We start from the raw sequence: 26136 nt of genomic DNA on the forward strand, positions 1-26136 counted from the left end.
TCGTGGTCGATTCCGCCATTCTCCACCTCCTGGTCGTCGGACGACGCCGCGGTCCGACGTCGTCGGCGGTCGCCCGCCTGGTGATCAGTGATCTTCTGCCCTGCGGCTGCGCCGTGGGCCGTCCGTGCCGGTGAGCGGTTCGAGCGCCGTGGGCGGCGCGATGCCGTCGTCGTCGATCGCGCGTGGAGTGTCCAACCGGCGGGGCAACCGCTTGTCGAACACGGCGAGCAGCAGCACCAGCACCGTGACCGGGATGAGGATGTCGGCGATGCCGTGCAGCCCCGCGTCACTCGGGCCTTCCCGGAACACGACACTGATGATGCTTCCGGAAGCGATCGCACCGATGTAGCCGGAGGTCCGCATCAGGCCCGCCGCGATGCCGGTGTCCTCCCGGTCGGCCTGGGTGAACACCGCTGCCTGGTTGCCGACGGTCGCGAGCCCCACGGACACCCCGACCACCGCGGTGATCGCGATGACCAGCACCAGCGGCGTCGTGTTGGACAGCAGGACGAGCGCCACCGCCATCGCCACTGCGAGAACCGCGGAGACGATCAGCGGCGTCCTCACCAGCCCCCGTCGGGAGATCGGCCGGGTGACGAGCGCCCCCGCGGCGCTCATCGGGACGATGAGCAGGCCAGCGGCGGTGGCCGAGAGTTGCCGCGTCTCCTGCAGCCACTGCGTCAGCCCATACATCACCGCGTATGCCATCAGCATCCCGCCGCCGGTGCGCAGGTACGTCGTGGTCAGCGCGCGGTTCTTCAGCAACGTACGCATGTCCACCAGCGGGTTGGACGCTCGCAGTTCCCACACCACCAGCAGCGCGCCGGCCGCGAGCGCGCCACCGAGCAGCACCCAGTGCGCCGCCGGCAGCGACACCAGGAACGACACCAGCAGCGTGAGGGCCGCCCCGAACAACGCGATCCCGAGCACGTCGAGCTCGCCGAGGAGCCGACGTGCCCCTCCCGCTGCCGAGCTGCGGCCGTCGGCGGGCAGCCAGAAGTAGGCCATCACGAGCAGCGCCACCGCCAGCGGGATGTTGATCCAGAAGGTCGCGCGCCATCCGGCTGCCGACACCAGCAGCCCGCCGAGCGGCAGCCCGAGCAGCACCGTGACCTGGCTCGAGGCGACGAGCGCACCCATCACCCCACCCGGGTGCTCCCCGGTGTCCTCCGCGCGGCGCCGGATCATCAGCATTGCGCTGGGGAAGCCGGCCGAGGTACCGACGCCGAGCAGGACCCGGGCCACCGCCAACGCGGCGAGGTCCTGCGCGGACGCGCCGACGATTCCACCCGCAGCCACAAGGAACGCGCCCGCCAGGAAGACCCGGCGCGGCCCGAACCGCTGGGCGAACCGGCCCATGGCGGGCTGGGCCACCGCACTGGCGATGTAGAGGCTGGTCACCAGGAGGGCGACCCGGCCGACCGGCAGGCCGAGGGCCTCCCCGATGGGCACGAGCGCGGTGGCCACGATCGAGCTGTTGACCGGGTTGAGCATGGCCGCCAGCACCAGGGTCAGGGAGAATTGCCAGCCGAACGCCTTCGAAGTGGTCACGGAGTTGTGGCGAGCCGCCGTCACACGCGCCACGCCTCGTCGGAAGCCGGCTCGAGGCGGCAGTCGGCCACACGCGAGAGGATCTCCGCCGCATGGGCGAGCACCTCCCGCTCGTCGGCGGTGACGTCCTGCTCGATGGCGCGCGCCAGCCACGCACCACGCAGGTCCACGATGGAGTCGACGAGCCGTCGTCCGGCCGCGGTGACCGACAAGAGGGACTTGCGCCCGTCGGTCGGGTCGGGGTTCGCCTCGACCAGGCCCTGCTTCTTCAGGGTGGCCACCGTCTCCGCGATGGACTGCGCCCGGACATGCTCGGCCTGCGCGAGGGCGCTCGCGGTGATCGGACCGCTGTCGGCGATCCGGCCGAGGACGGACAGCTGTGACATCGTCTGACCGGTGGTGACCGACGCCTGCTCCAGGCGCAACCTCGAACGCAGCCGTGTCATGGCGAGGCCGAGCTGGACGGCGAGGGCGGAAGCGTCGGTGCGGGCGCGCGTCGGTGCCATCCGGCCATCCTAACGTCAGGCCATCTTGACAGGCAAGCTAACCAGGGAGCCTGATGACCCGCCGATGCGTGCTGACATTCCTTGTCCAAGCAAGCAGGGCCCTGTTTACTGCGTATTATGAACAGCTAATGCTGTTCGGTCGACGACGACAGCATCCGGGCCGACCGGGTGAACGGAGATTTCCATGACGAAGGCGTTGAGTGACACCTCGCGCACCCTGGACGGCGATCCGCGACCCGTGGCACGGTGGCCACTGCTGACCAGCCTCTGGGCCAGCCTGGTAGTGATCAACATGAACACCATCGTGCCGGTCACCCTGCTCCCGGGCATCGGCACGGACCTGCAGGCATCCGGCGCGCTCCTGAACTGGACCGTGATCATCACGGTCGTCCTGGGTGCCGTCGCCACGGCGCTCGCCCCGCGGATCGCCGAGCGCACGGGCGAACGCACCCTGGTGATCCTGCTACTGGGCGGCCTAGTCGTGGGGTCGGTCATCGCGGCCGTCGCCCCGAACATGCTGATCCACCTCATCGGCCGCGCGATCGCCGCGCCGTCGCTCGGGATCGGCTCGCTGGCGATGTCCATCGTGCGCAACCACGTCAACGGCGCTCAGCTCTCCCGGGCGCTGCGAGCGATCCCGGTCGGCGAGTTCGGCGGCGGGATGATCGGCCTGCTACTCGGCGGCCTGATCACCGAGCTGCTGCACGTGGACTGGCGCGTGGTGTTCGGGGTGATGGCGGCGCTGGCGCTGGCCTGCATCCTGAGCGCGATCCCGAGCGTGCCGAACGAGCGCATCGACACCCGACACCGGATCGACTGGTTCGGCGCGAGCCTGCTCACGGCGGCGATCACGCTGCTGCTGATCCCGCTGTCCGCCGGGTCGACCTGGGGCTGGGGCTCGGCCACCACGCTGATCCTCTTCGCCCTCGGGATCGTCGCGGTCGTGGCCTGGGTTCGGGTCTCGCGAGGACAGAAGGACCCGTTCGCCGACCCGGCCGCCCTCGCCAACCCCAACTTCGCGCGTACCTGGGTCGTCTACCTGCTCTCGGCCGCCTCGGTGTGGATCATGAACTTCACAGTCCCGTCGATCGCCGGCGCGCCGACGTCGAGCGGGTTCGGGTTCGGCTTCGACCCACTGATGGCCGGTCTTGTGATCATCCCGCTGTTCGTCATCGCGACAGTCGGCTGTGCGATCTCCATGCAGCTGCGCTGGGAGCGTCCGCAGGTCGTGGCGCGAGCCGGTTTTTCGGTCATCCTGCTGGCGTTCGTCGGCCTCGCCCTGTTCCACGACCAGGCCTGGCAGCTGTGGATGTGGCCCGCGATCTTCGGCATCGGCTGGTCGGTGACCCTCGGGTCGTCGTACATCCTGCTCATGCAGTCGCTGCCGCTGCACAAGTCCGCCACGGCCGCGGGTATCGGTCACCTGGCGGGTGCAGCGGGCACCGGTCTCGGCGCCGCGGGCGTGACCGCAGTGCTCACCGCGAACGTGCTCGTGCTCGACGGCGGGGCCGCGCTGCCGACCGAGGGCAGCTTCACCGCGGCCTGGTGGGTCGGCGCGGGGATCTCGGTGATCGCCGTGCTCTGCACCGTCGGCGTCAAGCTGCGCAAGAGCCAGGACGCCGACGAGGCGGCAGCCCACTGACCTTCTGACGGATGACGAAGACCCGGCCGGTGCAGCGCACCGGCCGGGTCTTCCGTCGTGCGGGTCGTCAGCCTCCGAGGCTGTCCACCACGTTCAGGGTCACCGAGCCCAGCCGGTCGAATTCGGCCAGGAAGTGGTCACCCGCCGCGAGTGGGACCGCGGCGTGCAGCGCGCCGGTCATCACCAGGTGGCCCGGCTCGAGCGCGAGACCGCGCTCGCCGAGGACGTTCGCCAGCCAGGCGACGACCTCGAGCGGGTCCCCGAGGGCGGCCGCGCCGGCCCCGGTGTCGATGACCTCCCCGTTGCGGGACAGGACCATCCCGACGAGCCGGGAGTCGAACGCGTCGACCGGGACGAACTCGTCCGGGATCACCATCGCGCCGTTGGAGGCCAGGTCGGCCACGGTGTCGGCGAGCTTCACGCGCCAGTCCGCCACGCGCGAGTCGACGATCTCCATCGACGCGGCGGCCCCCGAGACCGCCCGCCGGGCGTCCTCGAGCGTGACGCCCGGACCCTGCAGCCGCTCCCCCATCACGTAGGTGATCTCGGCTTCCATCTTCGGCGAGATGAAGCGGTCCATCGGCACGTCCCCACCGTTCGCGTAGCGGGTCGACGCGAGCACCGGACCGAAGTCCGGCGAGTCCACCCCGATCAACCGCTGCATGGCCAGTGAGGTCAGCCCGACCTTGTAGCCGACGATCTCGTCACCGTCCGCCAACAGCATCGGAACCAACTCGGCCTGGATGGCGTAGCCGTCCGCCATCGTCAGGTGCGGCTCGGTGTCGGTGAACGGTGCGATCGGCCTGCGGGTGCGCCGGGCCTCGTAGAGCGCCTTCGCCTTCCCCTGCGGGTCGACGACGGTCGCCGTGGACTGCTCAGCCACGCTCGCGCTCCGCTGCCAGCTGGATCGCGACGTCGATGATCATGTCCTCCTGGCCGCCGACATAGCCGAGCTCGCCACAGCGCTTGAGGATCTCGTGCGCGGGAACCTTGTAGCGCTCTCCGGCCCGCTCGGCGTGCAGCAGGAACGAGGAGTACACACCCGCCCAGCCCTGAACGATCGCGTTGCGGTCCATCTTCGGCCAGCGCGGCAGGTAGGGCCGCACGACGTCCTCGGCCGCGTCGAGCATCGCGGAGACGTCCAGGCCGGTGTTCACGCCGAGCCGGTCGAACACCGCGGCGAGCACCTCGGTCGGCGAGTTGCCGGAGCCGGCCCCCAGCGCGCAGAGCGAGCCGTCGATGTACCGGACGCCGACCTCGTAGGCGATCACCGAGTTCGCCACGCCCATGCTGACGTTCTGGTGGCCGTGGTAGCCGACCCAGGCCTCGTCGCCGACCTCGGCGATCAGGGCCTCGAACCGCGCTCGCGCCTCGTGCATCAGCAGCGCGCCGGCAGAGTCGGTGACGTAGGGGGCCTGGCATCCGGCGTCGACCATGATCCGGGCCTGCTTGGCCAGGTTCTCCGGGTCGGTCCGGTGAGCCATCATCAGGAAGCCGGCGGTCTCCATGCCCAGGTCTCGGGCCATGCCGAAGTGCTGCGGCGAGACGTCCGCCTCGGTGCAGTGGGTGGCCACGCGCACCATCTCGGCGCCCGCGTCATGGGCGCGCTTGAGGTCCTCGTTGGTGCCGATGCCCGGGACGAGCAGCACCGCGATCTTGGCGTTGCGGGCCTCCTCGCGGGCGGCCGCGATCAGCTTCATCTCGTCCGTGCGGGAGAAGCCGTAGTTGAACGACGAGCCACCGACGCCGTCCCCGTGGGAGACTTCGATGACCTCGACGCCGGCCTGGTCGAGCGCACGTACGGTGTCGCGGACCTGCGTCTCGGTGAACTGGTGGGCCATCGCATGGCTGCCGTCGCGCAGCGTCGTGTCGATCATCCGGACGTCGCGGGTCAGGGCGGGGCGGCTCATGCCACGGTCTCCTTGTCGATACCAGCCTTGGTGGAGGCCATCAGTTCGCCGACACGGGCGGCGGCGGCTGTCATGATGTCCAGGTTGCCCGCGTAGGAGGGCAGGTAGTCGGCGTTGCCCTTGACCTCGAGGAAGATGCCGACGCGGCCGTTGCCGTCCCAGCTGTCCTGCGGGTCGTCGAACTGGGGCTCGGCGCGCAGCGTGTAGCCGGGGACGTACTCCTGGACCTCGGCGACCATGTCGTGCACCGACGCGGTGATCGCGTCCTTCTCCGCGTCCGGCCCGATCGCGCAGAACACGGTGTCGCGCATGATCATCGGCGGCTCGACCGGGTTGAGGATGATGATCGCCTTGCCACGCTGCGCTCCGCCGACCTCCTCGACCGCCCGCGCAGTGGTCTCGGTGAACTCGTCGATGTTCGCCCGGGTGCCCGGACCAGCACCCTTCGACGCGACCGAGGCGACGATCTCGGCATAGGGCACCGGGGTGATCCGGGACACGGCGTACACCATGGGGATAGTGGCCTGGCCACCACAGGTGATCATGGAGACGTTCGGCGAATCCAGGTGGGCCGCGCCGTTGACCGGCGGGGAGACCATCGGGCCCAGGTGAGCGGGGGTGAGGTCCACCGCCTGGATGCCCGCCTCCTGGTACCGGGGCGCGTTGGCGATGTGCGCCTTGGCCGAGGTGGCCTCGAAGACCAGCTGCGGCAGCTGGTCCTGCTTGAGCAGCCAGTCAACGCCCTCCGCCGAGGCCTCCACTCCTAGCTTGCGGGCGCGCTGGAGCCCATCCGACTCCACCACCCCGACCACGTACCTGACGTCGATCACCGAGCTGCGCTGCAGCTTGATCAGTAGGTCCGTCCCGATGTTCCCGGGACCGACGATGGCGGCGGTCACCGACTCCCGTGCTCCGTTGTTCGACATGCGCTGGACGGTCCCATCGAGACGCGCACACAATCGAGCAATGCGGTCCATTCAGCGAGACGGCGTGCCGGATTCCGTCGTCGGTCGCGTCTTCTCCCTGTTGTCCGCGTTCCGGCCCGAGGACAGGACGATCAGCATCTCCGAGCTGGCCCGCCGGACAGGCATCAGCAAGCCGACCGCCCATCGCCTCCTCCACCAGATGGCGGAGTGGAACGCCGTCGAGGTGACCGCCGACGGCGTCCGAGTCGGGATGGGTCTGTTCGAACTGGGACTCCTGGCGTCCCGCCCGGTCGACCTGCGCGCGGCCGCGTCCCCGTTCCTGGCCGACCTGTACGAGGCGACGGGCGAGACGGTGCACCTGGCGGTGGCCGAGGGCACGGACGTGGTCTACGTCCAGAAGTTGGAGGGCCGGCACGGACCACCGACCGCATCCCGGGTAGGCGGCCGGATGCCGGCCTACTGCACGGGTGTCGGTAAGGCGCTGCTCGCCCACGCACCCCCCGAGCGGCTGGCGGCCGTTCTGGAGAAGGGGCTGCGCCGGCGTACGCCCCGGACGGTGGTCGCCCGCGGCCTCTTCGAACGAGAGCTGACACGCATCCGCGAGACCGGTGTCGCCGTCGAGCACGAGGAGTCCTCGACCGGGATATCCTGCGTGGCGTCGCCGGTGATCGGCGACAATGGGGAGGCGGTCGCGGCCGTCTCGATCACCGGTCGGGCCAACCGGATCGACACCTCCCGGCTGGCGCCTGCCGTCCGCACGGCCGCCCTCGGCATCTCCCGCTCCCTCGGCACCACCGGCCGGCGGAGACCCTGACGACCCGGCGCCACCTCAGGGAGCCGGGGTGGCGACGGGCCGGCTCGGACGGTCAGCCCGCGTTCGGCAGCAGGTGGTCGGCGTAGTCCGGCAGGCCGCACAGGTGCGTGCCACCGTCGACGAGCAGGTTGATGCCGGTGATCCACTCCGCGTAGTCCGAGGCCAGGAAGACCACGGCCTTCGCAATGTCGTCTGGCCTGCCGTAGCGGTCGACGCTGAAGGATCGGAGCCAGGCCGCGGTGAACTCCGGCGTGCTGACCTCTTCCCCCATCGGCGTCTGCACGGCGCCGGGGCCCACGGTGTTCACCCGGATCCCGAGCCGGCCGCCCTCCAGGGCCGCGACCTCGGTGAGCTTGTCGATGCCCGCCTTGGCCGCCGAGTAGTGGGCGTTGCCGCGCGTGGTCGCGAAGGTCTCGACGGAGCCGATATTGACGATCGCACCGCGGGTGCCCGTCTCCTTCATGTGGTTCAGCGCGGCCTTCGTCCCGAGGAACGTGCCCTTGAGGTGGGTCCTGATCACGGAGTCGAAGTCCTCCTCGGGGAGATCCGTGATCAGGTCCAGCGTGCTGTTCCCGGCGTTGTTCACCACGATGCCGACCGGGCCGAACTCCTCGACCGCGGTGGCGAACAGTCGCGCGACGTCCGCGGAGCTCCCCACGTCCCCGGCCACCCCAACGGCCCGCGTGCCGTCCGCGGTGTGGGCCTCGGTCAGCGTCCTCGCCGCCGCTTCGACCTCGTGCTGCTTGCGCGAGCTGATGACGACGTTCGCGCCGTGGCTCATGAGCAGATCGGCCACCCCGTAGCCGATCCCCTTGGACCCACCGGTGACGATCGCCGTCGTGCTGACGAGTTCCATCGTCTCGTTCCTTTCTGACACCCTGCTCCACACGGACCGGCGGCGCAGGAGACCGCCGGTCTGATACTTGTCCACACTAAGAGACCGTTGGTCTGTTTTCAACAGGGGCGACCTCCGCCACGATGACGCCATGCGCCTCGGCCTGAAGTTCGATCTCCGTGCCCCCGCCTTCGGCACCGCCCCCGCCGATCTCTACGCGGCGGCCCTGGATCAGTGCGCGTGGGCGGACGCGGCCGGCTTCGACACCGTGCGCTTCCTGGAACACCACGGCAGCGATGACGGCTACTGCCCCTCCCCGCTCGCGGTCGCCGCGGCCGCGGCGGCCCGCACCGAACGGATCCGCCTGCGCGCCAGGGCCTTCATCCTGCCGCTGCACGACCCGGTCCGGGTCGCGGAGGACGTCGCCGTGATCGACGTGATCAGCCGCGGCAGGCTGGACCTGGTCGTCGCCGGCGGGTATGTCGCGTCGGAGTTCGCGATGTTCGGCAGGACCCTGCGCGAGCGCCCGTCGCTGATGGAGGACGGGATCCGCGCCCTCGTCCAGGCCTGGACCGGCGAACCCTTCACCTACCGTGGCCGCTCCGCCCGGGTAGCGCTGCGCCCGGTCCAGCGCCCGCACCCGCCGCTGGTGCTGGGCGGCTCGTCGCGGGCGGCGGCCCTGCGCGCCGCCCGGCTGGCCGACGGGTTCGAGCCCACGAAGCGCGCGTTCTTCCAGGACTACCTCGAGGAGTGCGCGCGGCTCGGCCGCCCCGCAGGACCGCCACCGCCTCCGATGCCGCGCGGACAGTTCCTGCACGTCACCGACGACGTCGAGGGCGCCTGGAAGGCGCTCGGGCCGCACCTGCTGCACGAGATGCGCTCGTACGGGGCCTGGCTCGCCGAAGCGGGCACCGGCACCCAGTATCGGCCCGTCGCGGACCTCGACGAACTCCGCGCCGGTGGGGCCTACCGGATCGTCACACCGGAGGAGTGCCTCGCCATCGCCCGCGAACTCGGCCCCGAGGGTCAGATCGAGTTCCACCCGCTCGTCGGTGGCAGCGACCCGGCGATCGGCTGGGCGGGCCTGCGGCTGTTCGAGAAGGAGGTCCTCCCCGCGCTCCGGGCCGAGCACCTCGTGACCGAGCCGACGTAGCGTCGGGCTCGTTGCACAACCCGTCGTACTAGGTGCATAGTTGGGCGCGCTCGCTGCTCTGCCAGTCCGAGCACAGCCCTTTCTCAGCAACCCCGTCGCCGAGTATGGGTTCGGAGCGCGTCCCTCAACGACGAAGGATCACGCAGTGGACGAGACCCTCGCCTTCCTCGCCGACTACGCAGCCGGGCTCACGTTCGACGACCTGTCGACCGGTGCGGTCCACGAGGCGAAGAGACGCCTCATCGACGTCTTCGGATGCGCCCTCGGCGCGTACCCGAGCGAACCCGCGACGATAGCTCGGGCGCATGCGGCGGAGTCGACCGGGAACCCTGGCGCTACCGTGTTCGGCACCGGGCACCTGAGTTCTGCGGAGTCGGCGGCCTACGCCAACGGCGTCATGTTCCGGTACCTCGACTTCAACGACATGAGCATGGCCAGGAATGGCGGTGGACACCCGAGCGACATGCTCGCCGCCCTGCTGGCGGCCGCGGAGTACGGCGACGCCGATCCTCGCCGGTTCCTTACGGGGCTCGTACTGGCGTACGAGATCGCGGACCGCCTCGCCGACGTGTGCGACATCAGCATCGGCAGGGGCTGGGACTACCCGACGTGGATCGCGATGGGATCGGCGTACGGGGCGAGCAAGGCGCTCGGCCTGCAGCGCGAGCAGATCGCCCATGCCGTGGCCTTGGCGGTCGTCGCGAACGTCAGCCTCTACCAGACGCGGCGCGGGACGCTGTCGATGTGGAAGGGCGCGGCAGGCGGCAACGCGTGCCGCAACGGGCTCTTCGCTGCCCTGCTCGCGCGGCGGGGCATGACCGGTCCCGCGGAGCCGTACCTCGGCGACTCCGGCTTCTTCAACCAATGCGCGGGCGGTCCCGTTGAGCTGCCTCGGTTCGGCGGGGACGGTCACCCCTTTAAGCTCGAGGAGTCGAAGCTCAAGTACTTCCCCGCCGACTACGAAGCCCAGACGTCGGTGCACCCGGCCGCCGAGCTGCGGAAGGCGATCGGCGGCCGCCTCGACGAGATCGACAAGATCGAGATCCAGACCTACGGTGTTGCGATCATGATCGCGGCGGACACGCCCGCCAAGTGGGCCCCGACGACCCGGGAGACCGCGGACCACAGCATCCCCTACCTGGTCGCCCTGGGCCTGACCCGTGGTGACGTCGGAATCGAGGACTTCACCCCCGAGCGGATTGCCGACCCGGAACTGCGTGCCCTGATGGCAAAGATGACCATCACCGAGAACCCGCGTTATACCGAGGCCTACTCCGAGTCGACGTTCTTCCACATCAAGGCGACCCTTCGCACAGGAGAACACCACGTCGCGGAGATCCGCTACCCCAAGGGGCACCCCAAGAACCCGATGACCGACGCCGAGGTGGAGGAGAAGTTCCGCCACCAGGCAGCACCCCTCATGGGCGCCGAGCAGATGGACGCCCTGCTGGACCGGTGCTGGAGCCTGGAGGACGCCCGTGGCCTGGGTGAGATCATGGCGCTGACCCGGCTCGCCTACCAGGCGTGACCGTATGCGCAGCCGCATTCACGACGCTCCACGCCGAGCCCACCGCATACTCTGACTACTGTTAATCTGGTTGTGAACGCCTGTGAGGCAGGCGGCACCCACGCTTTCAAGGAGGTCAGCGGTGGAGTCGACGACCGCAGCCCCGCCCTCAGGGGTCGGCGCGCGACAGATGCGTCTGGAGGATCCGGGCCTGCTGACGGGCCGGGACAGGTTCACCTCCGACCTGGACATCCCGGGTGCACTGCACGCCGCGTTCGTGCGCTCGCCCGTCGCGCACGCTCGTGTCGTGTCGGTCGACACGACGGCGGCGATGACCGCGCCCGGTGTGGTCGCGGTTCTCACCCACAAGGACGTGGACGTCCCCCGGGTGTTCTTCCCGACGTTCGGCGAGCTGATCGACGACGCGTACCATCGTGTCCCGCTAGCGTCCGAGACCGTCCGCTTCGTCGGCGACGTCGTCGCGGTCGTGGTCGCCGAGACGATCACCCAGGCCCACGATGCGGCCGAGCTGGTGGAGGTCGACTACGACGCGTTGGAGGTCGTCGTGGACCCGGACGTTGCCACCGCGCCCGACGCTCCCCTGCTGTTTCCCGGCACCGGCACTAACGTCGCTGTGGACATCCCGTTCGAGGCCGGCACCCGCGCCCCGGAGCCGCCTGTGCGGGTCCACCAGCGCGTCGCCCACCCGCGGATGGCCGCCACGCCCATGGAGCCCCTGGCCATCGCCGCCGTCCCCGGCGAAGGCGAGCAGCTGACGCTGTGGTGCTCGACCCAGATGCCGCACGTGACACAGGGTCTGATGGCGCTGTGGCTCAAGATGGACCCTGCCGACCTGCGAGTGGCGTGTCCGTCGGTCGGCGGCGGGTTCGGCGGGAAGACGCCGGCCGAGCCCGACTACGTGCTCGTCGCGGCCGTCGCCCGCCACCTCCGCAGCCCGGTTCGCTGGACCCAGTCGCGCAGCGAGAACCTCCTCACCATGCAGGCCCGCGGCCACCTCTTCGACGTCACCCTCGAAGCGACCCAGGACGGGCAGGTCACGAGCATCCAGTCCGAGGGGCTCACCGACGTCGGTGGATATCCCGGACTGGGCATCGGCATGGCGATGACGGCCCGCGGTCTGATGACGGGCTGCTACGACATCCCGCACGCGAGCCACGTCGTGCGCTGCGTCGCCACGAACACCTCCCCCACCGTGCCGTTCCGGGGCGCCGGGCGCCCGGAGGCGATCCACGCGCTGGAGCGCACGATGGATCGGCTCGCCACGGAGCTGGACATCGACCCCGCGGAGATCCGCCGGCGCAACTTCGTGCCGGTCGACAAGTTCCCGTACATCAGCGTCATGGGCACCGAGTACGACTCGGCCGACTTCGAGAAGACCCTCGACGAGGCGCTCGGGCTGGCCGATTACAAGGGCCTGCGGGCCGAGCAGGCCGAGCGCCGCGCAGCCGGCGACGAGGTTGCCCTCGGCATCGGCATCAGCACCTACGTCGAGGTCTCCGCGGGCACCCCGGGAATGACCGGCGAGTACGCCTCGGTCGAGATCAGCGAGGACGGCTACGCCACCGTGGTCTCCGGCACCTCGGCTCACGGTCAGGGGCACTGGACCGTCTACGCGCAGATCATCTCGGAGACGATGGGCATCCCTACCGAGAAGGTGCGGTTCGTCCAGAGCGACACCGCGACGGTGCCGCGCGGGATGGGCACGTCGGGCTCGCGCTCCTTGCAGCTCGGTGGCACCGCCGTGCGCAAAGCCGCGGACGAGGTCGTCGAGCAGGCCAAGGAGATCGCGGCCCACCTGTTCGAGGCCTCACCCCAGGACATCGAGGTCGTGCCCGGCACCGGCCTCGCCGTACGCGGTGTCCCCGGCCGCACCCTGGAGTGGGGCGAGCTGGCGGCCGCCGTCGCTGACGACGCCCGCCGCCCCCCGCAGTTGGCGCCGCGGTTGTTCGCCGATCCCGGCTTCGAGCAGGGCGGGGGCACCTCGCCGTTCGGCTGCCACATCGCGGTCGTCGAGGTCGACCTGCAGACCGGGATGACCACGCTGCGGCGCTTCGTCGCGGTGGACGACTGCGGCGTCGTGGTCAACCCGCTGCTCGCCGAGGGCCAGGTCCACGGCGGGCTGGCCGCGGGCATCGGTCAGGTGCTGTTCGAGTACAGCGCGTTCGACGACGAGGGCAACCCCACCACGACGTCGTTCGCGGACTACGGGATGCCCAGCGCGGCGGACCTGATCTCCTTCGACACCGCCCACACCGTCACCCCGACCACGCGCAACCCGCTGGGCGCCAAAGGCCTCGGCGAGGCCGGCACCACCGGCTCCATCGCCGCCGTGCACAACGCGGTGATGGACGCCCTGCGCCCCCACGGAATCGACCACATCGACCTGCCGCTGACCCCGATGCGGGTCTGGCAGGCCCTGCAGGACAGGGAGTCCTGACCCATGACCGAACTCGCCGACGCCACCACCCACGCCACCGGCACCGCCGGGGCCGCGACCGTCCCGCTCACCCTGCGGGTCAACGGCAAGGACCACGACACCACCGTCGAGCCGCGCGAGCTGCTCGTCGACGTCATCCGGGAACGGCTCGGGCTGACCGGCACCAACGTCGGCTGCGAGACCACCTCGTGTGGCGCCTGCACCGTGCTGCTCGACGACCGCTCGGTCAAGTCCTGCACCATGCTCGCCGTGCAGGCCCAGGGCCGGGAGATCACCACCATCGAGGGCCTCGCCGACGGCGACACCCTCCACCCCGTCCAAGAAGCCTTCCGCCGCTGCCACGGCCTGCAGTGCGGGTTCTGCACCCCGGGCATGGTCATGGCCTCGGTCTCCCTGATCGACGAGGGCCGCGCCACCGACGAGAAGACCGTCCGCGCCGCACTCAAGGGCAACCTGTGCCGCTGCACCGGCTACCACAACATCGTCGCCGCCGTGCTCTCCGCCGCCGACGAGATGGAGGCGGACAAGTGACCCCCGCCCCGTTCACCTACCACCGCCCCACCAACGTCGCCGACGCGATCAGGCTGCTCACCGAGCACGGCGACGACGCCAAGCTCATCGCCGGCGGCCACTCCCTGCTGCCGATCATGAAGCTGCGCTTCGCCGCGCCCGAGGTCCTCATCGACCTCGGCGGCATCTCCGACCTCGACCACATCCGCGTCGAAGGCGACGAGATCGCCATCGGCGCCCTGGCCCGCCACGTCGACCTCGAGCTGTCCGACGTGCTGCGCGCCGAGGCCCCGCTGCTCGCCCACACCGCCAGCGTCGTCGGCGACTGCCAGATCCGCCACCGCGGCACCCTGGGCGGCAGCGTCGCCCACGGCGACCCGTCGGCCGACCTGCCCGCCTCGCTGATGGCCCTGCGCGGCACCGTCGTCGTCGAGGGCCCGGGCGGGCGCCGCACCATCGCCGTCGACGACTTCTACACCGGCTTCCTCGAAACCGCCCTGGAGCCCGACGAGATCGTCGTCGAGCTCCGCGTGCCGCGTGTCGGCGACGCCACCTGGGGCTACCAGAAGTTCCGCCGCCGGGGCATCGACTGGGCCATCGTCGGCGTCGCCTACCAATCCGAGCCCGATGGCGGCGGCATCGGTCTGGTCAACATGGGCCCCACCACCCTGCGCGCGTCGGCGTCGGAGGCTGCGCTGCGGTCGGGCGCAAGCCACGACGAAGTGGCGGCCCTGGCCGCCCAGGGCACCTCCCCGGTCGACGACGGAGCCGGATCCTCGGAGTACCGGCAGCACCTCGCCCGCGTGCTGCTCGGCCGTGCTCTCGCCGGTCGGTCCACGACCTGACCGTCCTCCGGACGGCCTCCCCCCGGAGGCCACCGGCTGAACGAGGACAGCGGCCTCGCGCCACGCGCGAGGCCGCTGTCGTCGTCCGTGGGACCGTCAGCGGACGCGATGGAAGGTCTCCCTGAAGTCGAGTTTCCTCAGCAGGCGTTGGACCTTCCAGCCGCCCTCGATCTTGAGGCGCTCGCTCTCGTGATCGGCCGTCCTCGATCCGAGGAGGAAGGCCGGCTGGGGTGGAGGCTCACTGGAGGCTGAAGTTCTTTGCGGTCTGCAGAGCCCCGGCCCAGTGGACCTCCAGCATCCGGAAACGGATTCGCCACCCCTCCGGCGTCCGGACCAACTCGTCGGTGAACGTGCATGCGTCGTAGAAGTGGACGCCGCCGTCGGCCTGGTCGATTGTTGTGTGCGTTGCCAACAGGTCGTGCCTCGCCGACGCGGTGTCCCCCTCGATCGTGACGATCGGGAGCCCGAGCATGTGCTGCCAACGACCGAACGCCCCGGTCATCACACCGGGCTCCTCGGGTGTTCCGCGCATCCACGCGAGCATCTCGCGCCAGGGCCCTCGCGGACCGCCACCGGACGTGTAGTCCACCTCGCCGTCATCGGTGAATATCCGGGCCCACGTCTCGAGGGTGCCCTCGTACTGGTTGCCCTGGAAGTCGTCCTGCCCCTTCGCGTACGTCGCCAACACGTCCTGAATGGCGAAGCGGTCCAGCAGGTACTGGATCTGGCTGTCGTTCGTCATGATCCTCCTTGATCGGCGTCCGCTGTACCGGCGAGCGCTGGACGCCGCGGCTCGCGGGCAGCTGCGCTGACGGGCGTAGCCCGCGTGGGACGGGATGCCACGACCACAGTGGGTCCCGTCATGCGCGGGCCACACCCGCGGCAGCGTCATCACTGACCCCGCCCCAGACAACAAGGCTTAACATAACTAGATTATGGCCGGTTGTCACTCATCGAGGGGGTCCCTACGTACCGTGGCCTACGCGGGTGGTGAACTCTCTCCGTCGACTCGCGGGTTCTCGGGTCCCGTCCAGAGCCCGGGGGGAGTTCTCCCGGCGGCGCGTATCAGCTGACCGCCGTGTCGCGGATGCTCCGCCAGCCGAGGCGAGCAGCAGATCGATGCGAGCGTGTCGGACACCGAGGAGCGCGGTGTGCCGACCTCGGTGTTCTGCACGGCAGTCGGCGACCCGGGCGGAGCGCGGCCATGAACTCGTGGGGAATACGGTCCCTCCTATGACCACATCGGACGGTGTCACCCGCTTCGCCGACCTGACCGGGCGGCTCGCCCTCGTGACCGGGGCGGGGCGCGGCATCGGCCCCGGCATCGTCCCCTGCCCACCCCGCTGGTGGCAGCGATCAACCCGGCGTTGGTTGCGTTGCACGGTGTCGCCACCGACGTCGCGGGACAGCTACTGGTCACCGCGGGTGAGAACCCCGACCGGCTCCGCTCCGAGGCCGCGTTCGCCATGCTCTGCGGAGTCGCGCCGCTCCCGGCTTCCTCCGGGCGCACACACCGCTAGCGGCTCAACCGCGGCGGCGACCGCCAAGCCAATGCCGCGCTCTACCGAATCGTGCTCTGCCGCTTGCGCTGGGACCCACGCACCCGCGCCTACGCCGAGCGCCGCGCCGCTGAGGGCATGTCCAAGAAAGAGATCATCCGCTGTCTCAAGCGCTACATCGCTCGAGAGATCTACCAGGCTCTACTCACACCCCACGACCTACCGAAGCCGCTCGACATCCATAGGAGCATCCCCCGAACAGCAAAGCAGGCGCGGATCCGGATGGCGGCGAACACTCCGATCGACGGCAAGCTGGGCGATCCTGACCGCGACCTGGTCCCGTTCCTCGTTTTCCTCGCGGGCCCCGGCACGCGCTTCATCACCGACCAAACCCTTGTCGTCGACGGGGGCCGGACGATGGTTCGCTGAGGCCAGCCCCGCCCGCTGATCAGGCCCCGGTGTAGGCCCCGCCGTCGACCTTGAGCATCGAGCCGGTCATGTAGGAGGACGCGTCGCTCGCCAGGAACAGCACGGCGTGGGCCAGCTCGTCGGGCTCGCCGCCCCGGCCGATTGGGGTAGTGGCCTTGGCAGCGCGGCGGGCGTCGTCGTCCGCGCGGCCTCCCATGGCATCGCCTATCATGCCCGGGACCACGGCGTTGACCCGGATGCCGTCGCTGCCCCACTCCTGCGCGAGCACGAGCGTCGCGGCGTGCAGCGCGGACTTCGCGGTCCGGTAGGGCAGCAATCCCGGACCCCCCGTCCACAGCCCGATGGACAGCACGTTCACCACGCTGCCGACGCCGTGCGCGGCCAGGTGCGGCTGAGCCGCAGCGCTGAGCAGGATCGGGCCCTTCGCGTTGACGGCATGCACCTCGTCGTAGAGCTCCGGCGTCAGCTCGCACGCCGATGAACGGCGGTTGAGCCCGGCGTTGTTGACCAGCACGTCCAGCCGCCCGAACGCGTCGACGGTCTCCGCGAGGATCCGCCCGTGCTGCCCGGGATCGGCCACGTCCCCGACCACCGCGAGTGCCCGCCCGCCGTCCTCCTCGACCGTCCGCGCGGCGGTGGCGAGAGCGTCCCGAGACCGTCCGACGACGGCGACCGCCGCCCCCGCGGCGGCGAGCAGCCGGGCGGTGGCGAGCCCGATCCCCCGGGAGCCACCGGTGACCAGTGCGGCGCGCCCGTCGAGCGCGAAACGAGCCAGCGCGTCCATGCGCGGACCTCCACCGTCGTCGCCTCTTGGTACTTATTATAAGCCTACTATTGGGTAGAGCCGTGGGAGGCAGCGTCGCCCGACCAAGGAGCCCGATGCACCCTTGCTGGCGCAGGACCCGAACCACGCGGCGTTCCTCGCCCGCGCCGGCACGGCGAGCTGCCCGGCTTCGTGCGACCTCGCCGTCGCGCGGGTCGACGCGCTGCCCCGGGACGTGGAGGCCGGGAAGGTGCGACGCCGCAGGCTCGACCAGACCGGGATGCTCGAGTGGATCACGACATAAGCGCGCCGGACTGGGCGGTCGACATGACCGACCTGCACGTGCACGCCTCCACCAGCCTGCTCCCCCGGCACAGCACCGACCCGGAAACCGCTGCCGCCGAGCGCGTGCAGGGCTTCGGCACGGTGGTGCTCAAGGCACACGAGGGCAGCACCGTGGAGCGGGCCGCGCTGGCCGGCGAGGGCGTGCACGGTGGGATCGTCCTCAACTGTGCTGTCGGCGGGGCGAACCCCGACGCGGTGGAGGTCGCGGCGCGGCTCGGGGGCCGAATCGTCTGGCTGCCGACGGTCTCCTCCCGCAACCACAAGGCCGCCGCAACCGCCCCGGAAATGGCGGTGTACCGCGGGTTCGAGCTGGGCCTGGTCGAGGTCGTCGAGGATGGTCGGCTGCGGCCGGAGTGGTACGACGTGCTGGACTCCGTCGCCCGTCACGATCTCGTCCTGGCCAGCGGGCACCTGAGCGTCGAGGAGACCGTCGTGGTCTTCGCCGAGGCCGCCAGACGCGGCGTCCGACGGCTGCTGGTCAACCACCCGATGATGGCCTTCCTGCACTGGGCGGACCCGCTCGGGGCGGTGCTCGCCGAGCTCGCGCCCACCTGGAGCTGGGGATCCTGCCGGACCTGTTGGGCGGACCGGACGAGGGGTCGCTGCGTCTGGTCGACGTCTACCCGCACTCGCTGCTGGTGTTCGGCGGGGACCTCGGGCACGCCGGGCACCCCGCGCCCGCGGACATCGTGCCGCAGTGGATGCGGTCGCTGGAGGAACGGGCCGGGGCGAAGGACGCCGCGGCGATCACCACCAGGACCACCCAGCAGCTGCTTCTCCAGTAACGACGCTCGGCGGGCCCCGATTGGAGCCCGCCGGTCGGGCACGGCGGCACGAGCCCCCGTCCCCCGTGCCGTCGGCTCAGCGACCTCGCGGAACGGTCACGAGGCGGCCGGTAGGGGGTGGGCCAGGTCGACCGGACCGGGACATCGACCACGCCCGGTGCATGCCCGCGAGGTCCGCCAGGTATCGGCACCATGGGCGGCCTGCAGCACCAGGGTGTGGTGCGCCCCGCCCGAGGCGTGCAGGAACACCACCTTGTCCTCGATCTGGTAGGCGGAGCGACCACCTCTGCACTGATGACGCGCGTCGCCCTGGGCGACGTCGGGTTCGGCTCCTACGAGAAGGCGCAGAGCGACGGCGTACAGCGTCTCGGTGGTCTCCCGGGACCGCTCTACACGCCGGAGCGGCGGCGGGCCGTGCCGGAAGGCCCGCGACACCCAGACCGGTCGGCCGTGGCCCCTGCTACGGGCCTCGGGATGACGGTTCCCAGCCCTCGGCGACGGCCAGCCGACCGCGGTCGATCACCACGGTGCCGTCTCGGGTCGTGCGGAAGCTCGCGCCGTCCCCGTCCCGCCAGATGGAGACGGTCAGCGCGTCCCCGGGGAGGACCGGGGCGGTGAACCGGCCGCTCATGGCGCCGAAACGGGCGGGGTCGCCGCCGCAGACGGTGTGCAGCAGGGCGCGGGCGGTGAAGCCGTAGGTGCACATGCCGTGCAGGATCGGCCGGTCGTAGCCGCCCCGGCGCGCGAAGGCGGGGTCGCTGTGCAGCGGGTTGCGGTCGTTGGTCAAGCGGTACAGCAGGGCTTGGTTGGGGGCGGTGGCGTAGTGCACCACGTCGTCCGGCGCGGTGTCCGGAACCGGCGGTGCTGACGAGCCGCCACGGGGACCACCGAACCCGCCCTCACCGCGGAGGAAGACCGACCCGACCGTCGTCGCGAGCGGGGTGTCGGTGACCGCGTCGACCGCCTCGCACGTCGTCTCGACGATCGCGCCGCTGCCCTTGTCGAACACCCCGGTGACCTCGGCAGTCACCCGGACCCGGCCCTCGACCGGCAGCGGGCCGTGCAGCCGCACGGCCTGCTCAGCGTGCACGAGCTTCGTGCGATCGACGTCGCCGAGCGGTACCGCCCCGACCCGGGTCATGATCGCCGCGTAGGTCGGCAGCACCGCCGTGCTCACGCCCTCGGAGTTCTCGGTGGTGAACGCCAGTTCGGCCGTCGGGTCCGCCTGGCCCGCACCCACGGCGAGGGCGTAGAGCAGGACGTCGTCCCGGGTCCACGAGTACTCGACGGGCCCGCTGCGGGTGCCGATCAGGTCGGGGGCGAGTGGCATGCGGTCTCCTTCGATCCGGTCCACCGAGCTATGTCACGTTCGAGACGCGATCGAAGATCGGGACGGTGGGCCCGTTCCAGTGGTGCCCGTCGGTCGAGCTCACCGTTCGCGGTGCCGACGACCGCGCAGGGCCTCCGCGGCCGCGCCGTCGTCGACCGGGGCGTCGCCGCCGTGCCGAGCCGGACCCTCGCCCTGAGGCGGTTCAGCGCCCGCGGGTGAAGGTCTCCTTGAAGTTGAACTTCGTCTGGAGCCGGCTGACCTTCCAGACACCGTCGATCTTCACATACTCGTCGAGGTAATAGCCCTTGGCGTGCCACTCCTCGCCCCTGTCGAAGTAGTAGAACCACTCGTCGATGCTCCAGTAGGCCTTCGCGGTGGTCTCGCTCGTGAACTCGATGACCGCGCCGTGGCCCTGGTGGCTGGCGATGGAGACCTCGAAGGCCTTCTTCGTGTTCTCCATCATCTGGTCCAGGCCGCGGAACTCGCTGGAGGCGGGCGGCGCGGTGGAGATGACGATGTCGTCGGTGAAGAGCTTGCGCAGCTCCTCGATGTTCTGGGTGTCGTAGTAGCGCCAGGTCTTGTGCTTCAGCGTCTTGATCGCGTCGATGTCCTCCAGGCGTTGGATCCGCTTCTCGAGGTCGTCGCTCATGTCGGGCTCCTGCAGCGTTGAGAAGGCCGCCCGACGCGACGGCCCCGTCGCCCGGGAAAAGGCTTCATAGAGTTAACATATTTTTCTTCGCTCGACCAGCCTCCTCGACCGTCGGTCACCACGAGCCTCCCGGTGAGGGCGATCACCCCTCCCTCCGATGTCGACGGAGGAGACTGAAGACCGGCGGCCGATCCGGCCGCGCACCGGCACGGAAGGACGGCACGACAGTGAGCGGGAGAGTCGCAGGAAAGGTCGCACTGATCACCGGGGCGGCTCGGGGCCAGGGCCGAGCCCACGCGGTCCGGCTGGCACAGGAAGGAGCGGACATCATCGCGGTGGACCTCGCCGGTCCGCTGCCGCACGTCGCGTACTCCTCGGCCACGCCCGAGGACCTGGCCGAGACGGTCCGCCTGGTCGAGAAGCACGACCGCCGGATCGTCGACGTCACGCTCGACGTGCGGGACCTCCCCGCGCTGAAGGCGGCCGTCGACGGCGCCGTGGCCGAGCTCGGCCGGCTGGACATCGTGGTGGCCAACGCCGGCATCTGCATCCCTACCCAGTGGGACGAGGTCAGCCCCGAGGTGTTCGAGGCGACCATGTCGACCAACGTCACCGGCGTGTGGAACACGGTCATGGCAGGGGCCCCGCACCTGGTGGTGGCCGGCGGTGGCTCCATCATTCTGATCAGCTCCGCGGCGGGGATCAAGGTCCAGCCGTACATGGTGCCCTACACGACCAGCAAGTTCGCCGTGCGCGGCATGGCCAAGGCCTTCGCCGCTGAGCTGGCCCAGCACCACATCCGTGTCAACAGCGTGCACCCCACGGGCGTGAACACCCCGATGTCGGACGACGCCATGCAGGCCGCCATCGCGAAGGCCTCCTCGTCGAACCCCCGTCCGGCCGCGATGTTCATCAACATGCTGCCGGTGGAGTCGACCGAGCCCGAGGACGTGGCGGACACCGTGCTGTTCCTCGCCTCGGACGAGTCCCGGATGATGACCGCCCACGAGCTCGCCCCTGACGCCGGCGTCACCGAGTTCTGATCCCTGCTCCTCGACTCGCCTCCTCCGTCGGCAATCCGCTCTGCTCAGCGTCGCACTTCGCGCGCAGGGGTCGGCACGAGGAGGCGACTCGAGTACATGCGCACCTCCGCCCCGGTGGCTCGGCACGCCCGGGCCCGGCTCGCCGTGGTCGCGTCCTGCTCTCGAGGTCGGTTCAGTACTGGATGTAGTTCGCGAAGACCTTGTCCGACAGCTCAGTGAGGCGCTTGGCGTTGCGTTGGTGCACCGGGTGGTGGAAGTACTCGCGGCACTCGTCGACGGTGCGGAAGCTGACGATGAACGCCAGGTCCCAGCTCTTGTCGATCTTCCACGCGGGCCAGTCGTGGTCGACCGGGCCGCCGATCCGGACGTCCCCGACGTTCGGGATCGCGGCGGCCATCTCCTGAACCAGCTTCAGCGCCTCGTCCTTCGACTCCTTCTCGGCGAACCAGAAGTAGGCGACGTGCTTGATTCCGGACTCGATGATCACGTTCTTCCTCCGTCAGGGTTCGCACGGCCCGTGTGGCGTATGTCCTCGGACGATGACGCGGTCGGGCCCTCGTCGCGCCGTGTCCGGGCGGCCGCCTCGCGAGACGTCCCGTCCGGAGCAGTCACTCGACCATCGTCAGCGCGGGCTTGATCTCGCGGTGCCCCCGCATGGCGTCCATGGCGTCGTTGATCTCGGTGAGCGGACGCGAGCTGGTGATCATCTCGGTCCAGTCGAAGCGCTCGTGGTGCGCCTCCATGAACTGCAGCGCCCGCGCATAGTGCTCGATCGCGCCGGAGAAGACGCCGACGATCGACGCCTGCTTCATCACCGCGAGCGCTGGGTTGAACGTCACCTGGGCCGGGCTGATCTGCCCGACGAGCAGGTAGCGGCCGCCGCGCCGGAGCATGGCCATGCCCTCGGTGAAGGCCGCGGGCGCGCCGGACATCTCGACGACGACGTCCGCACCCAGGCCGCCGGTCAGCCCCATGACGCACTCGGTGCGGTCCGCGGCGTCGGGCACCTCGGTGATGTCGATGGCCTCCGCGGCGCCCCACCTGCGAGCCAGCGCGAGCCTGTCCGCGGGCGCGCCGACGACGATCACCCGGCGCGGGCCCATGGTCACGGCCTTGGCCACGGCGAAGAGCCCGAGCGGGCCGGAGCCCTGGACCACGACGGTCTGCCGCTCGTCGAGCGTGCCGAGCCGGTCGAAGGCGTGGACGGTGGTTCGCAGCGCGCAGGAGGCCGCGGCGGCCACCGCGTCGGCAGGACCGCGGGCACCTTGACCAGGCCCGACGTCGGGTAGACGTAGCCGTACTCGGCGAACGCGCCGGTGAGGTGCGGGTAGTCGGCCGGGTTGCTGGCCATGTATCCGCGGCGGTTGAGGCACAGCGACGGCGCGTGGTTGAGCACGCACTCGACGCACCGCCCGCAGTAGCCGGGCGTCCAGATGACCCGGTCTCCCTCCTCGAGCCGCTGCCCGATCGAGTCGACGTCGGCCTGGTTCGTGCGGACGACCTCGCCGACCATCTCGTGGCCCAGGATCACGGGCAGCCCGGAGGCTGCCTGCTTCGACGAGACGTCCCCCTCGGCGAGGTGGACGTCCGTGGCGCAGATCGTGGCGGCGCGGTTGCGCACCAGCACCGCGCCCTCCTCCAGGTCCTGCGGGACGGGGACCTCGAGAAGCTCCATCGGGGCGCCGTGCTCGGTCAGCACCGCCGCCTGACAGCTCGTGGGGACGGTCATCGAGATCCTTCTTCCGGTCGCCAGTGAGCCAGAGCGCCGCGGCACGATCCAGGGCGTGGCAAGCGACACTAGGCGAGCCATGACTATAGATGCAATGGTTTTCTCACCGGAAGAACCCTGGGTTTCGTACTCCGGCACCCGTGACGTACCGGAAGACAATCTGTTAACAATATCTAGAGTTAAAGCTTAGCGAGGGAGTACTCATGGTGGACGCCGCAGTCGGCACCGTCGGATCGCCCCTGTTCAGTGACCGCCACCGGCTCAAGATGGGGTCTTCCACCACAACTGCACCCGGGGCGGCACAGCGTCCCTCGGCGAGGGCGGCATCGAGCAGCTGAACTGGCCCCAGCAGGTGCGGATCGCACAGCTGGCGGACCGGGCGGGGCTCGACGCGATCGTCCCGTTCGGGCGCTGGAAGGGCTACGGCGGCCCGTCGCACTTCAACGACGAGCAGTACGAGCCTGCCCCCTACGCCGCAGCCATCGCGGCGGTCACCGAGAAGATCGCGGTGTTCGCCACCGCCCACGTCCCGCTGATCCACCCGGTCCGCCTCGCCAAGGAGGCCGCGACCATCGACCACATCTCGAACGGGCGCTTCTGCCTCAACGTGGTCGCCGGCTGGGACAGGTCCGAGCTGGAGATGTTCGCGTCGAGCCGGTCGGCGGGGACGAGCGGTACGAGATCGCGGCCGAGTGGACCACGCTGGTCAAGATGCTCTGGGACCGGGACAAGGAGTTCGACTTCGAGGGCAAATGGTTCACCGCGCGCAACGCGATCAGCGCGCCGAAGCCGATCCAGCACACCCCGGCGATCATGAGCGCGGGCTCCAGTCCGCAGGGCATGGACTTCGCCGCGGGCAACGCGGACATCTGCTTCGCCGCGGCCGACTCCAACGAGTCGCTGGCCGAGGTCGTGAAGAAGATCAAGGACCGGGCCGCCGAGAAGGGCCGCGAGGTCCGGGGCTGGACACAAGCAGGGATCCTGTGCGGGCCGGACCAGGCGAATGTCCAGCGCCAGTACGACCACTGGGTGCGCGAGCACGGCGACTACGAGGCCGTCGGCAACCAGATCACCAAGCTGATGGGCGGCGGCGGGAAGACACTGGACTACAAGCACGACCCGGTGATGCTCGAGCGCATGGTCGCCATGATGCACTCGCACCCGCCGTACGGCACGCCGGCGCAGATCGTCGAGGAGATGGCCCGGCTGTCCGAGGCGGGCATCGACGGCATCAACATCGTGTGGCCGGACTACGAGCGCGGCATCGAGCAGTGCGGGACGAGATCCTCCCGCTGACCATTGAGGCGGGCCTGCGCAGCACGGACTAGTTCCTCCTTCACTCGGACGGCGGTAGACATCGCCGCCCGGACGCTCGCGGGGGACCCTCGTCACATCAGGCAGGGTTCCTGCACAGGCTGCCTGTCGAATCTGTTATCGTTGCGACATGCCGACAGTCTGTGTCTCCCCCGGTCCCGTCAGCCCGTCGTGTCCTCGCGGGGCGTCGGCGTGACCATCACCGCGGACACCCCCGTCGCGCCACGGGTCGAGCCGCTCGGCAGGCGGTTCATCACCCCACTGCTCGTCGGCTCGGCGCTCAACCCGCTGAACACCTCGCTGCTCGCCACCGCCCTGGTCCCGATCGGTCAGGCCTTCGGCGTCACCGGCGGGGACACCGCGGTCCTCATCGCTGCCCTCTATCTGGCCAGCGCGGTCGCCCAGCCCACGATGGGCCGGATCGCCGAGTCCTTCGGGCCGCGCCGCGTCTTCGTCGTCGGCGCCGCGCTGGTGCTCGTCGCCGGGGCGCTCGGCGCGCTGGCCACCGATCTGAGGTTGCTGCTGGTCTCGCGTGTACTGCTCGGCATCGGCACCGCGGCCGCCTACCCCACCGCGATCCTGCTGATCCGGCGGAACGCGGGCGACCGGCCCGCGGGCCCGGCTCTGGGCTGGCTGTCGATCGTCGCCAACGTCACCGTCGTCATGGGGCTCCCGCTGGGCGGCCTGCTCGTCGGCGTCTTCGGCTGGCGCGCCACCTTCCTGATCAACGTCCCGCTCGCCCTGCTCGCGATCGTCACCGCGCTGATCTGGTTACCACGTGACCCGCGGCTGAGCCGATCCGAGGTGCGCGGCGCCCTCGCCGGGCTCGACGCGATCGGGATGGTCCTGTTCGGCGGCGCGCTGAGCGCGTTGATGGTTTTCCTGATGTCGATCCTCGACCCGAACTGGTACGTCGGCGCGCTCACCCTGGTCCTCGCCGTCGCGCTGGTGCTGTGGGAGCGGCGTGCCACCGGCCCGTTCTTCGACGTGCGCTCGCTGATCACGGACAACGCGCTGACCCGGACCTACGTCCGCACCGGCGCCACCCTGTTCGTCTCCTACTGCGTGATGTACGGCGTGACGCAGTGGCTCCAGGAGCCCCGCGGGCTGAGCGCGACCACGACCGGCCTGCTCCTGCTGCCGATGACGGCGATCGCGGCCCTGGTCTCGCGGCCGGTGGCCAAACGCAACCTGGTCCGCTCCCCGCTGGTGCTGGCCGCGGGCCTCGCGCTGCTGGTGGCGGGCGGGCTGTCGTTCATGACGCTGTCGACGCCAATCGTCCTGATCGTCCTACTCACCGCACTGCTCGGCGTGGCGCTCGGCATCGCCGGGATCGGCAACCAGGCGGCGCTCTACGCCCAGGCCAGGGCCGACCAGGTGGGCACGGCCGCGGGCCTGCAGCGCACCGCGACCTACCTCGGCGCGATCATCTCGTCGGCGGTGATCAGCATCGTCTACGCGAACGGCGTGACCGGCGGCAGCGTGCAGACGATCGGCTACATCCTGCTGGTGGTTACTGCGGTGACCTTCGTGATGGTGCTGGCCGACCGCAGCCTGCCGAAGCGCATCGCCGCGGGTGGGGACCGGTCCTGA

At 70.3% G+C, this 26136-nt stretch carries 25 protein-coding genes and 3 pseudogenes; 15 read left to right on the forward strand and 13 right to left on the reverse strand.

Annotated features, from left to right (window positions below):
• Window positions 1-84: 84 nt before the first annotated feature.
• Both ACQP04_RS24505 and ACQP04_RS24510 read right to left on the reverse strand, forming a co-directional pair.
• Window positions 85-1551, reverse strand: a complete 1467-nt coding sequence (locus ACQP04_RS24505) for an MFS transporter (protein WP_433502909.1) — start codon at window positions 1549-1551, stop codon at window positions 85-87.
• Window positions 1552-1571: 20 nt separating this feature from the next.
• Window positions 1572-2057, reverse strand: coding sequence for a MarR family winged helix-turn-helix transcriptional regulator (locus ACQP04_RS24510; protein ID WP_433502910.1), 486 nt, complete (start codon window positions 2055-2057; stop codon window positions 1572-1574).
• 184 nt (window positions 2058-2241) lie between these two features.
• Here ACQP04_RS24510 and ACQP04_RS24515 point away from each other — a divergent pair, with 184 nt between their 5' ends.
• On the forward strand, window positions 2242-3699 hold the full coding sequence (locus tag ACQP04_RS24515) for an MFS transporter (RefSeq protein ID WP_433502911.1): 1458 nt from the start codon (window positions 2242-2244) through the stop codon (window positions 3697-3699).
• Between the two features lie 67 nt (window positions 3700-3766).
• Here ACQP04_RS24515 and ACQP04_RS24520 read toward each other — a convergent pair whose 3' ends face one another.
• Genes ACQP04_RS24520 through ACQP04_RS24530 form a run of 3 tightly spaced genes read right to left on the reverse strand, consistent with a single transcriptional unit; the run spans window position 3767 to window position 6535 of the window.
• Window positions 3767-4582, reverse strand: a complete 816-nt coding sequence (locus ACQP04_RS24520) for a 2-keto-4-pentenoate hydratase (RefSeq protein ID WP_433502912.1) — start codon at window positions 4580-4582, stop codon at window positions 3767-3769.
• Window positions 4575-5609: a 4-hydroxy-2-oxovalerate aldolase gene (dmpG, locus tag ACQP04_RS24525; protein WP_433502913.1), complete on the reverse strand. Its 1035-nt coding sequence runs from the start codon at window positions 5607-5609 to the stop codon at window positions 4575-4577. The genes ACQP04_RS24520 and dmpG overlap by 8 nt, the downstream gene beginning before the upstream one ends.
• Window positions 5606-6535 carry an acetaldehyde dehydrogenase (acetylating) gene (locus ACQP04_RS24530; protein ID WP_433502914.1) on the reverse strand — a complete coding sequence of 310 codons (930 nt, stop codon included), beginning with the start codon at window positions 6533-6535 and terminating at the stop codon, window positions 5606-5608. The genes dmpG and ACQP04_RS24530 overlap by 4 nt, the downstream gene beginning before the upstream one ends.
• A gap of 64 nt (window positions 6536-6599) precedes the next feature.
• Here ACQP04_RS24530 and ACQP04_RS24535 point away from each other — a divergent pair, with 64 nt between their 5' ends.
• Window positions 6600-7349, forward strand: a complete 750-nt coding sequence (locus ACQP04_RS24535) for an IclR family transcriptional regulator (protein WP_433502915.1) — start codon at window positions 6600-6602, stop codon at window positions 7347-7349.
• Window positions 7350-7401: 52 nt separating this feature from the next.
• Here the strand turns inward: ACQP04_RS24535 and ACQP04_RS24540 are convergent, their stop codons facing one another.
• Complete coding sequence (locus ACQP04_RS24540) at window positions 7402-8205, reverse strand: SDR family NAD(P)-dependent oxidoreductase (RefSeq protein WP_433502916.1); 804 nt, start codon at window positions 8203-8205, stop codon at window positions 7402-7404.
• Window positions 8206-8335: 130 nt separating this feature from the next.
• On the opposite strand from ACQP04_RS24540, the gene ACQP04_RS24545 reads away from it, so the two are divergent.
• From ACQP04_RS24545 to ACQP04_RS24565, 5 genes are all read left to right on the forward strand, one after another.
• Entirely contained in the window at window positions 8336-9337 is a 1002-nt protein-coding gene (locus ACQP04_RS24545) for an LLM class flavin-dependent oxidoreductase (RefSeq protein ID WP_433502917.1), read from the forward strand.
• A gap of 145 nt (window positions 9338-9482) precedes the next feature.
• Window positions 9483-10865: an MmgE/PrpD family protein gene (locus ACQP04_RS24550; RefSeq protein ID WP_433502918.1), complete on the forward strand. Its 1383-nt coding sequence runs from the start codon at window positions 9483-9485 to the stop codon at window positions 10863-10865.
• A gap of 121 nt (window positions 10866-10986) precedes the next feature.
• Complete coding sequence (locus ACQP04_RS24555; protein ID WP_433502919.1) at window positions 10987-13302, forward strand: xanthine dehydrogenase family protein molybdopterin-binding subunit; 2316 nt, start codon at window positions 10987-10989, stop codon at window positions 13300-13302.
• A 3-nt stretch (window positions 13303-13305) separates the two neighbouring features.
• On the forward strand, window positions 13306-13833 hold the full coding sequence (locus ACQP04_RS24560) for a (2Fe-2S)-binding protein (protein ID WP_433502920.1): 528 nt from the start codon (window positions 13306-13308) through the stop codon (window positions 13831-13833).
• Window positions 13830-14657, forward strand: a complete 828-nt coding sequence (locus ACQP04_RS24565) for an FAD binding domain-containing protein (RefSeq protein WP_433502921.1) — start codon at window positions 13830-13832, stop codon at window positions 14655-14657. The genes ACQP04_RS24560 and ACQP04_RS24565 overlap by 4 nt, the downstream gene beginning before the upstream one ends.
• 238 nt (window positions 14658-14895) lie before the next feature.
• On the opposite strand, the gene ACQP04_RS24570 is transcribed toward ACQP04_RS24565, so the two are convergent.
• Window positions 14896-15399 carry a nuclear transport factor 2 family protein gene (locus ACQP04_RS24570; protein WP_433502922.1) on the reverse strand — a complete coding sequence of 168 codons (504 nt, stop codon included), beginning with the start codon at window positions 15397-15399 and terminating at the stop codon, window positions 14896-14898.
• A 601-nt stretch (window positions 15400-16000) separates the two neighbouring features.
• On the opposite strand from ACQP04_RS24570, the pseudogene ACQP04_RS24575 reads away from it, so the two are divergent.
• Window positions 16001-16360, forward strand: a pseudogene (locus ACQP04_RS24575) (transposase); the annotation flags it as partial.
• A gap of 244 nt (window positions 16361-16604) precedes the next feature.
• Here the strand turns inward: ACQP04_RS24575 and ACQP04_RS24580 are convergent.
• Window positions 16605-17369 (reverse strand): SDR family NAD(P)-dependent oxidoreductase, encoded by a 765-nt coding sequence (locus tag ACQP04_RS24580; protein WP_433502923.1) that lies wholly within the window; start codon window positions 17367-17369, stop codon window positions 16605-16607.
• 103 nt (window positions 17370-17472) lie between these two features.
• On the opposite strand from ACQP04_RS24580, the gene ACQP04_RS24585 reads away from it, so the two are divergent.
• The 3 genes and pseudogenes from ACQP04_RS24585 to ACQP04_RS24595 all read left to right on the forward strand — a co-directional run bounded on the left by ACQP04_RS24585 (window position 17473) and on the right by ACQP04_RS24595 (window position 18478).
• Entirely contained in the window at window positions 17473-17652 is a 180-nt protein-coding gene (locus ACQP04_RS24585) for a hypothetical protein (protein ID WP_433502924.1), read from the forward strand.
• Between the two features lie 23 nt (window positions 17653-17675).
• Window positions 17676-18188 (forward strand): annotated as a pseudogene (locus tag ACQP04_RS24590) (DUF6282 family protein); the annotation flags it as partial.
• An 83-nt stretch (window positions 18189-18271) separates the two neighbouring features.
• A complete protein-coding gene (locus ACQP04_RS24595) occupies window positions 18272-18478 on the forward strand; it encodes a hypothetical protein (protein WP_433508520.1) in 207 nt (68 codons plus the stop codon).
• 460 nt (window positions 18479-18938) lie between these two features.
• On the opposite strand, the gene ACQP04_RS24600 is transcribed toward ACQP04_RS24595, so the two are convergent.
• Window positions 18939-19808: a MaoC/PaaZ C-terminal domain-containing protein gene (locus ACQP04_RS24600; protein ID WP_433502925.1), complete on the reverse strand. Its 870-nt coding sequence runs from the start codon at window positions 19806-19808 to the stop codon at window positions 18939-18941.
• A gap of 202 nt (window positions 19809-20010) precedes the next feature.
• Window positions 20011-20457: a nuclear transport factor 2 family protein gene (locus tag ACQP04_RS24605; RefSeq protein WP_433502926.1), complete on the reverse strand. Its 447-nt coding sequence runs from the start codon at window positions 20455-20457 to the stop codon at window positions 20011-20013.
• Between the two features lie 227 nt (window positions 20458-20684).
• On the opposite strand from ACQP04_RS24605, the gene ACQP04_RS24610 reads away from it, so the two are divergent.
• A complete protein-coding gene (locus ACQP04_RS24610) occupies window positions 20685-21500 on the forward strand; it encodes a mycofactocin-coupled SDR family oxidoreductase (RefSeq protein ID WP_433502927.1) in 816 nt (271 codons plus the stop codon).
• A 172-nt stretch (window positions 21501-21672) separates the two neighbouring features.
• Here the strand turns inward: ACQP04_RS24610 and ACQP04_RS24615 are convergent, their stop codons facing one another.
• From ACQP04_RS24615 to ACQP04_RS24625, 3 genes are all read right to left on the reverse strand, one after another.
• Window positions 21673-21987 carry a Dabb family protein gene (locus ACQP04_RS24615; protein ID WP_433502928.1) on the reverse strand — a complete coding sequence of 105 codons (315 nt, stop codon included), beginning with the start codon at window positions 21985-21987 and terminating at the stop codon, window positions 21673-21675.
• A gap of 121 nt (window positions 21988-22108) precedes the next feature.
• Window positions 22109-22657, reverse strand: coding sequence for a zinc-binding dehydrogenase (locus ACQP04_RS24620; protein WP_433502929.1), 549 nt, complete (start codon window positions 22655-22657; stop codon window positions 22109-22111).
• Complete coding sequence (locus ACQP04_RS24625) at window positions 22606-23229, reverse strand: alcohol dehydrogenase catalytic domain-containing protein (RefSeq protein WP_433502930.1); 624 nt, start codon at window positions 23227-23229, stop codon at window positions 22606-22608. The genes ACQP04_RS24620 and ACQP04_RS24625 overlap by 52 nt, the downstream gene beginning before the upstream one ends.
• A gap of 334 nt (window positions 23230-23563) precedes the next feature.
• Here ACQP04_RS24625 and ACQP04_RS24630 point away from each other — a divergent pair.
• The 3 genes and pseudogenes from ACQP04_RS24630 to ACQP04_RS24640 all read left to right on the forward strand — a co-directional run.
• Window positions 23564-23869, forward strand: a pseudogene (locus ACQP04_RS24630) (LLM class flavin-dependent oxidoreductase); the annotation flags it as partial.
• On the forward strand, window positions 23848-24525 hold the full coding sequence (locus ACQP04_RS24635) for an LLM class flavin-dependent oxidoreductase (protein ID WP_433508432.1): 678 nt from the start codon (window positions 23848-23850) through the stop codon (window positions 24523-24525). The pseudogene ACQP04_RS24630 and the gene ACQP04_RS24635, both read left to right, overlap by 22 nt.
• Before the next feature lie 210 nt (window positions 24526-24735).
• Window positions 24736-26136, forward strand: coding sequence for an MFS transporter (locus ACQP04_RS24640; RefSeq protein WP_433502931.1), 1401 nt, complete (start codon window positions 24736-24738; stop codon window positions 26134-26136).

Source organism: Pseudonocardia halophobica, assembly GCF_050948485.1.
GTDB lineage: Bacteria > Actinomycetota > Actinomycetes > Mycobacteriales > Pseudonocardiaceae > Pseudonocardia > Pseudonocardia halophobica.

What these genes read in the sequence shown, in the direction of transcription:
- ACQP04_RS24510 (WP_433502910.1), bottom strand. Translation starts at nt 2,057, where the DNA reads ATGGCACCGACGCGCGCCCGCACCGACGCTTCCGCCCTCGCCGTCCAG.
- ACQP04_RS24545 (WP_433502917.1), top strand. Translation starts at nt 8,336, where the DNA reads ATGCGCCTCGGCCTGAAGTTCGATCTCCGTGCCCCCGCCTTCGGCACC.
- ACQP04_RS24605 (WP_433502926.1), bottom strand. Translation starts at nt 20,457, where the DNA reads ATGAGCGACGACCTCGAGAAGCGGATCCAACGCCTGGAGGACATCGAC.
- ACQP04_RS24570 (WP_433502922.1), bottom strand. Translation starts at nt 15,399, where the DNA reads ATGACGAACGACAGCCAGATCCAGTACCTGCTGGACCGCTTCGCCATT.
- ACQP04_RS24625 (WP_433502930.1), bottom strand. Translation starts at nt 23,229, where the DNA reads ATGACCGTCCCCACGAGCTGTCAGGCGGCGGTGCTGACCGAGCACGGC.
- dmpG (WP_433502913.1), bottom strand. Translation starts at nt 5,609, where the DNA reads ATGAGCCGCCCCGCCCTGACCCGCGACGTCCGGATGATCGACACGACG.
- ACQP04_RS24560 (WP_433502920.1), top strand. Translation starts at nt 13,306, where the DNA reads ATGACCGAACTCGCCGACGCCACCACCCACGCCACCGGCACCGCCGGG.
- ACQP04_RS24580 (WP_433502923.1), bottom strand. Translation starts at nt 17,369, where the DNA reads ATGGACGCGCTGGCTCGTTTCGCGCTCGACGGGCGCGCCGCACTGGTC.
- ACQP04_RS24600 (WP_433502925.1), bottom strand. Translation starts at nt 19,808, where the DNA reads ATGCCACTCGCCCCCGACCTGATCGGCACCCGCAGCGGGCCCGTCGAG.
- ACQP04_RS24530 (WP_433502914.1), bottom strand. Translation starts at nt 6,535, where the DNA reads ATGTCGAACAACGGAGCACGGGAGTCGGTGACCGCCGCCATCGTCGGT.
- ACQP04_RS24515 (WP_433502911.1), top strand. Translation starts at nt 2,242, where the DNA reads ATGACGAAGGCGTTGAGTGACACCTCGCGCACCCTGGACGGCGATCCG.
- ACQP04_RS24540 (WP_433502916.1), bottom strand. Translation starts at nt 8,205, where the DNA reads ATGGAACTCGTCAGCACGACGGCGATCGTCACCGGTGGGTCCAAGGGG.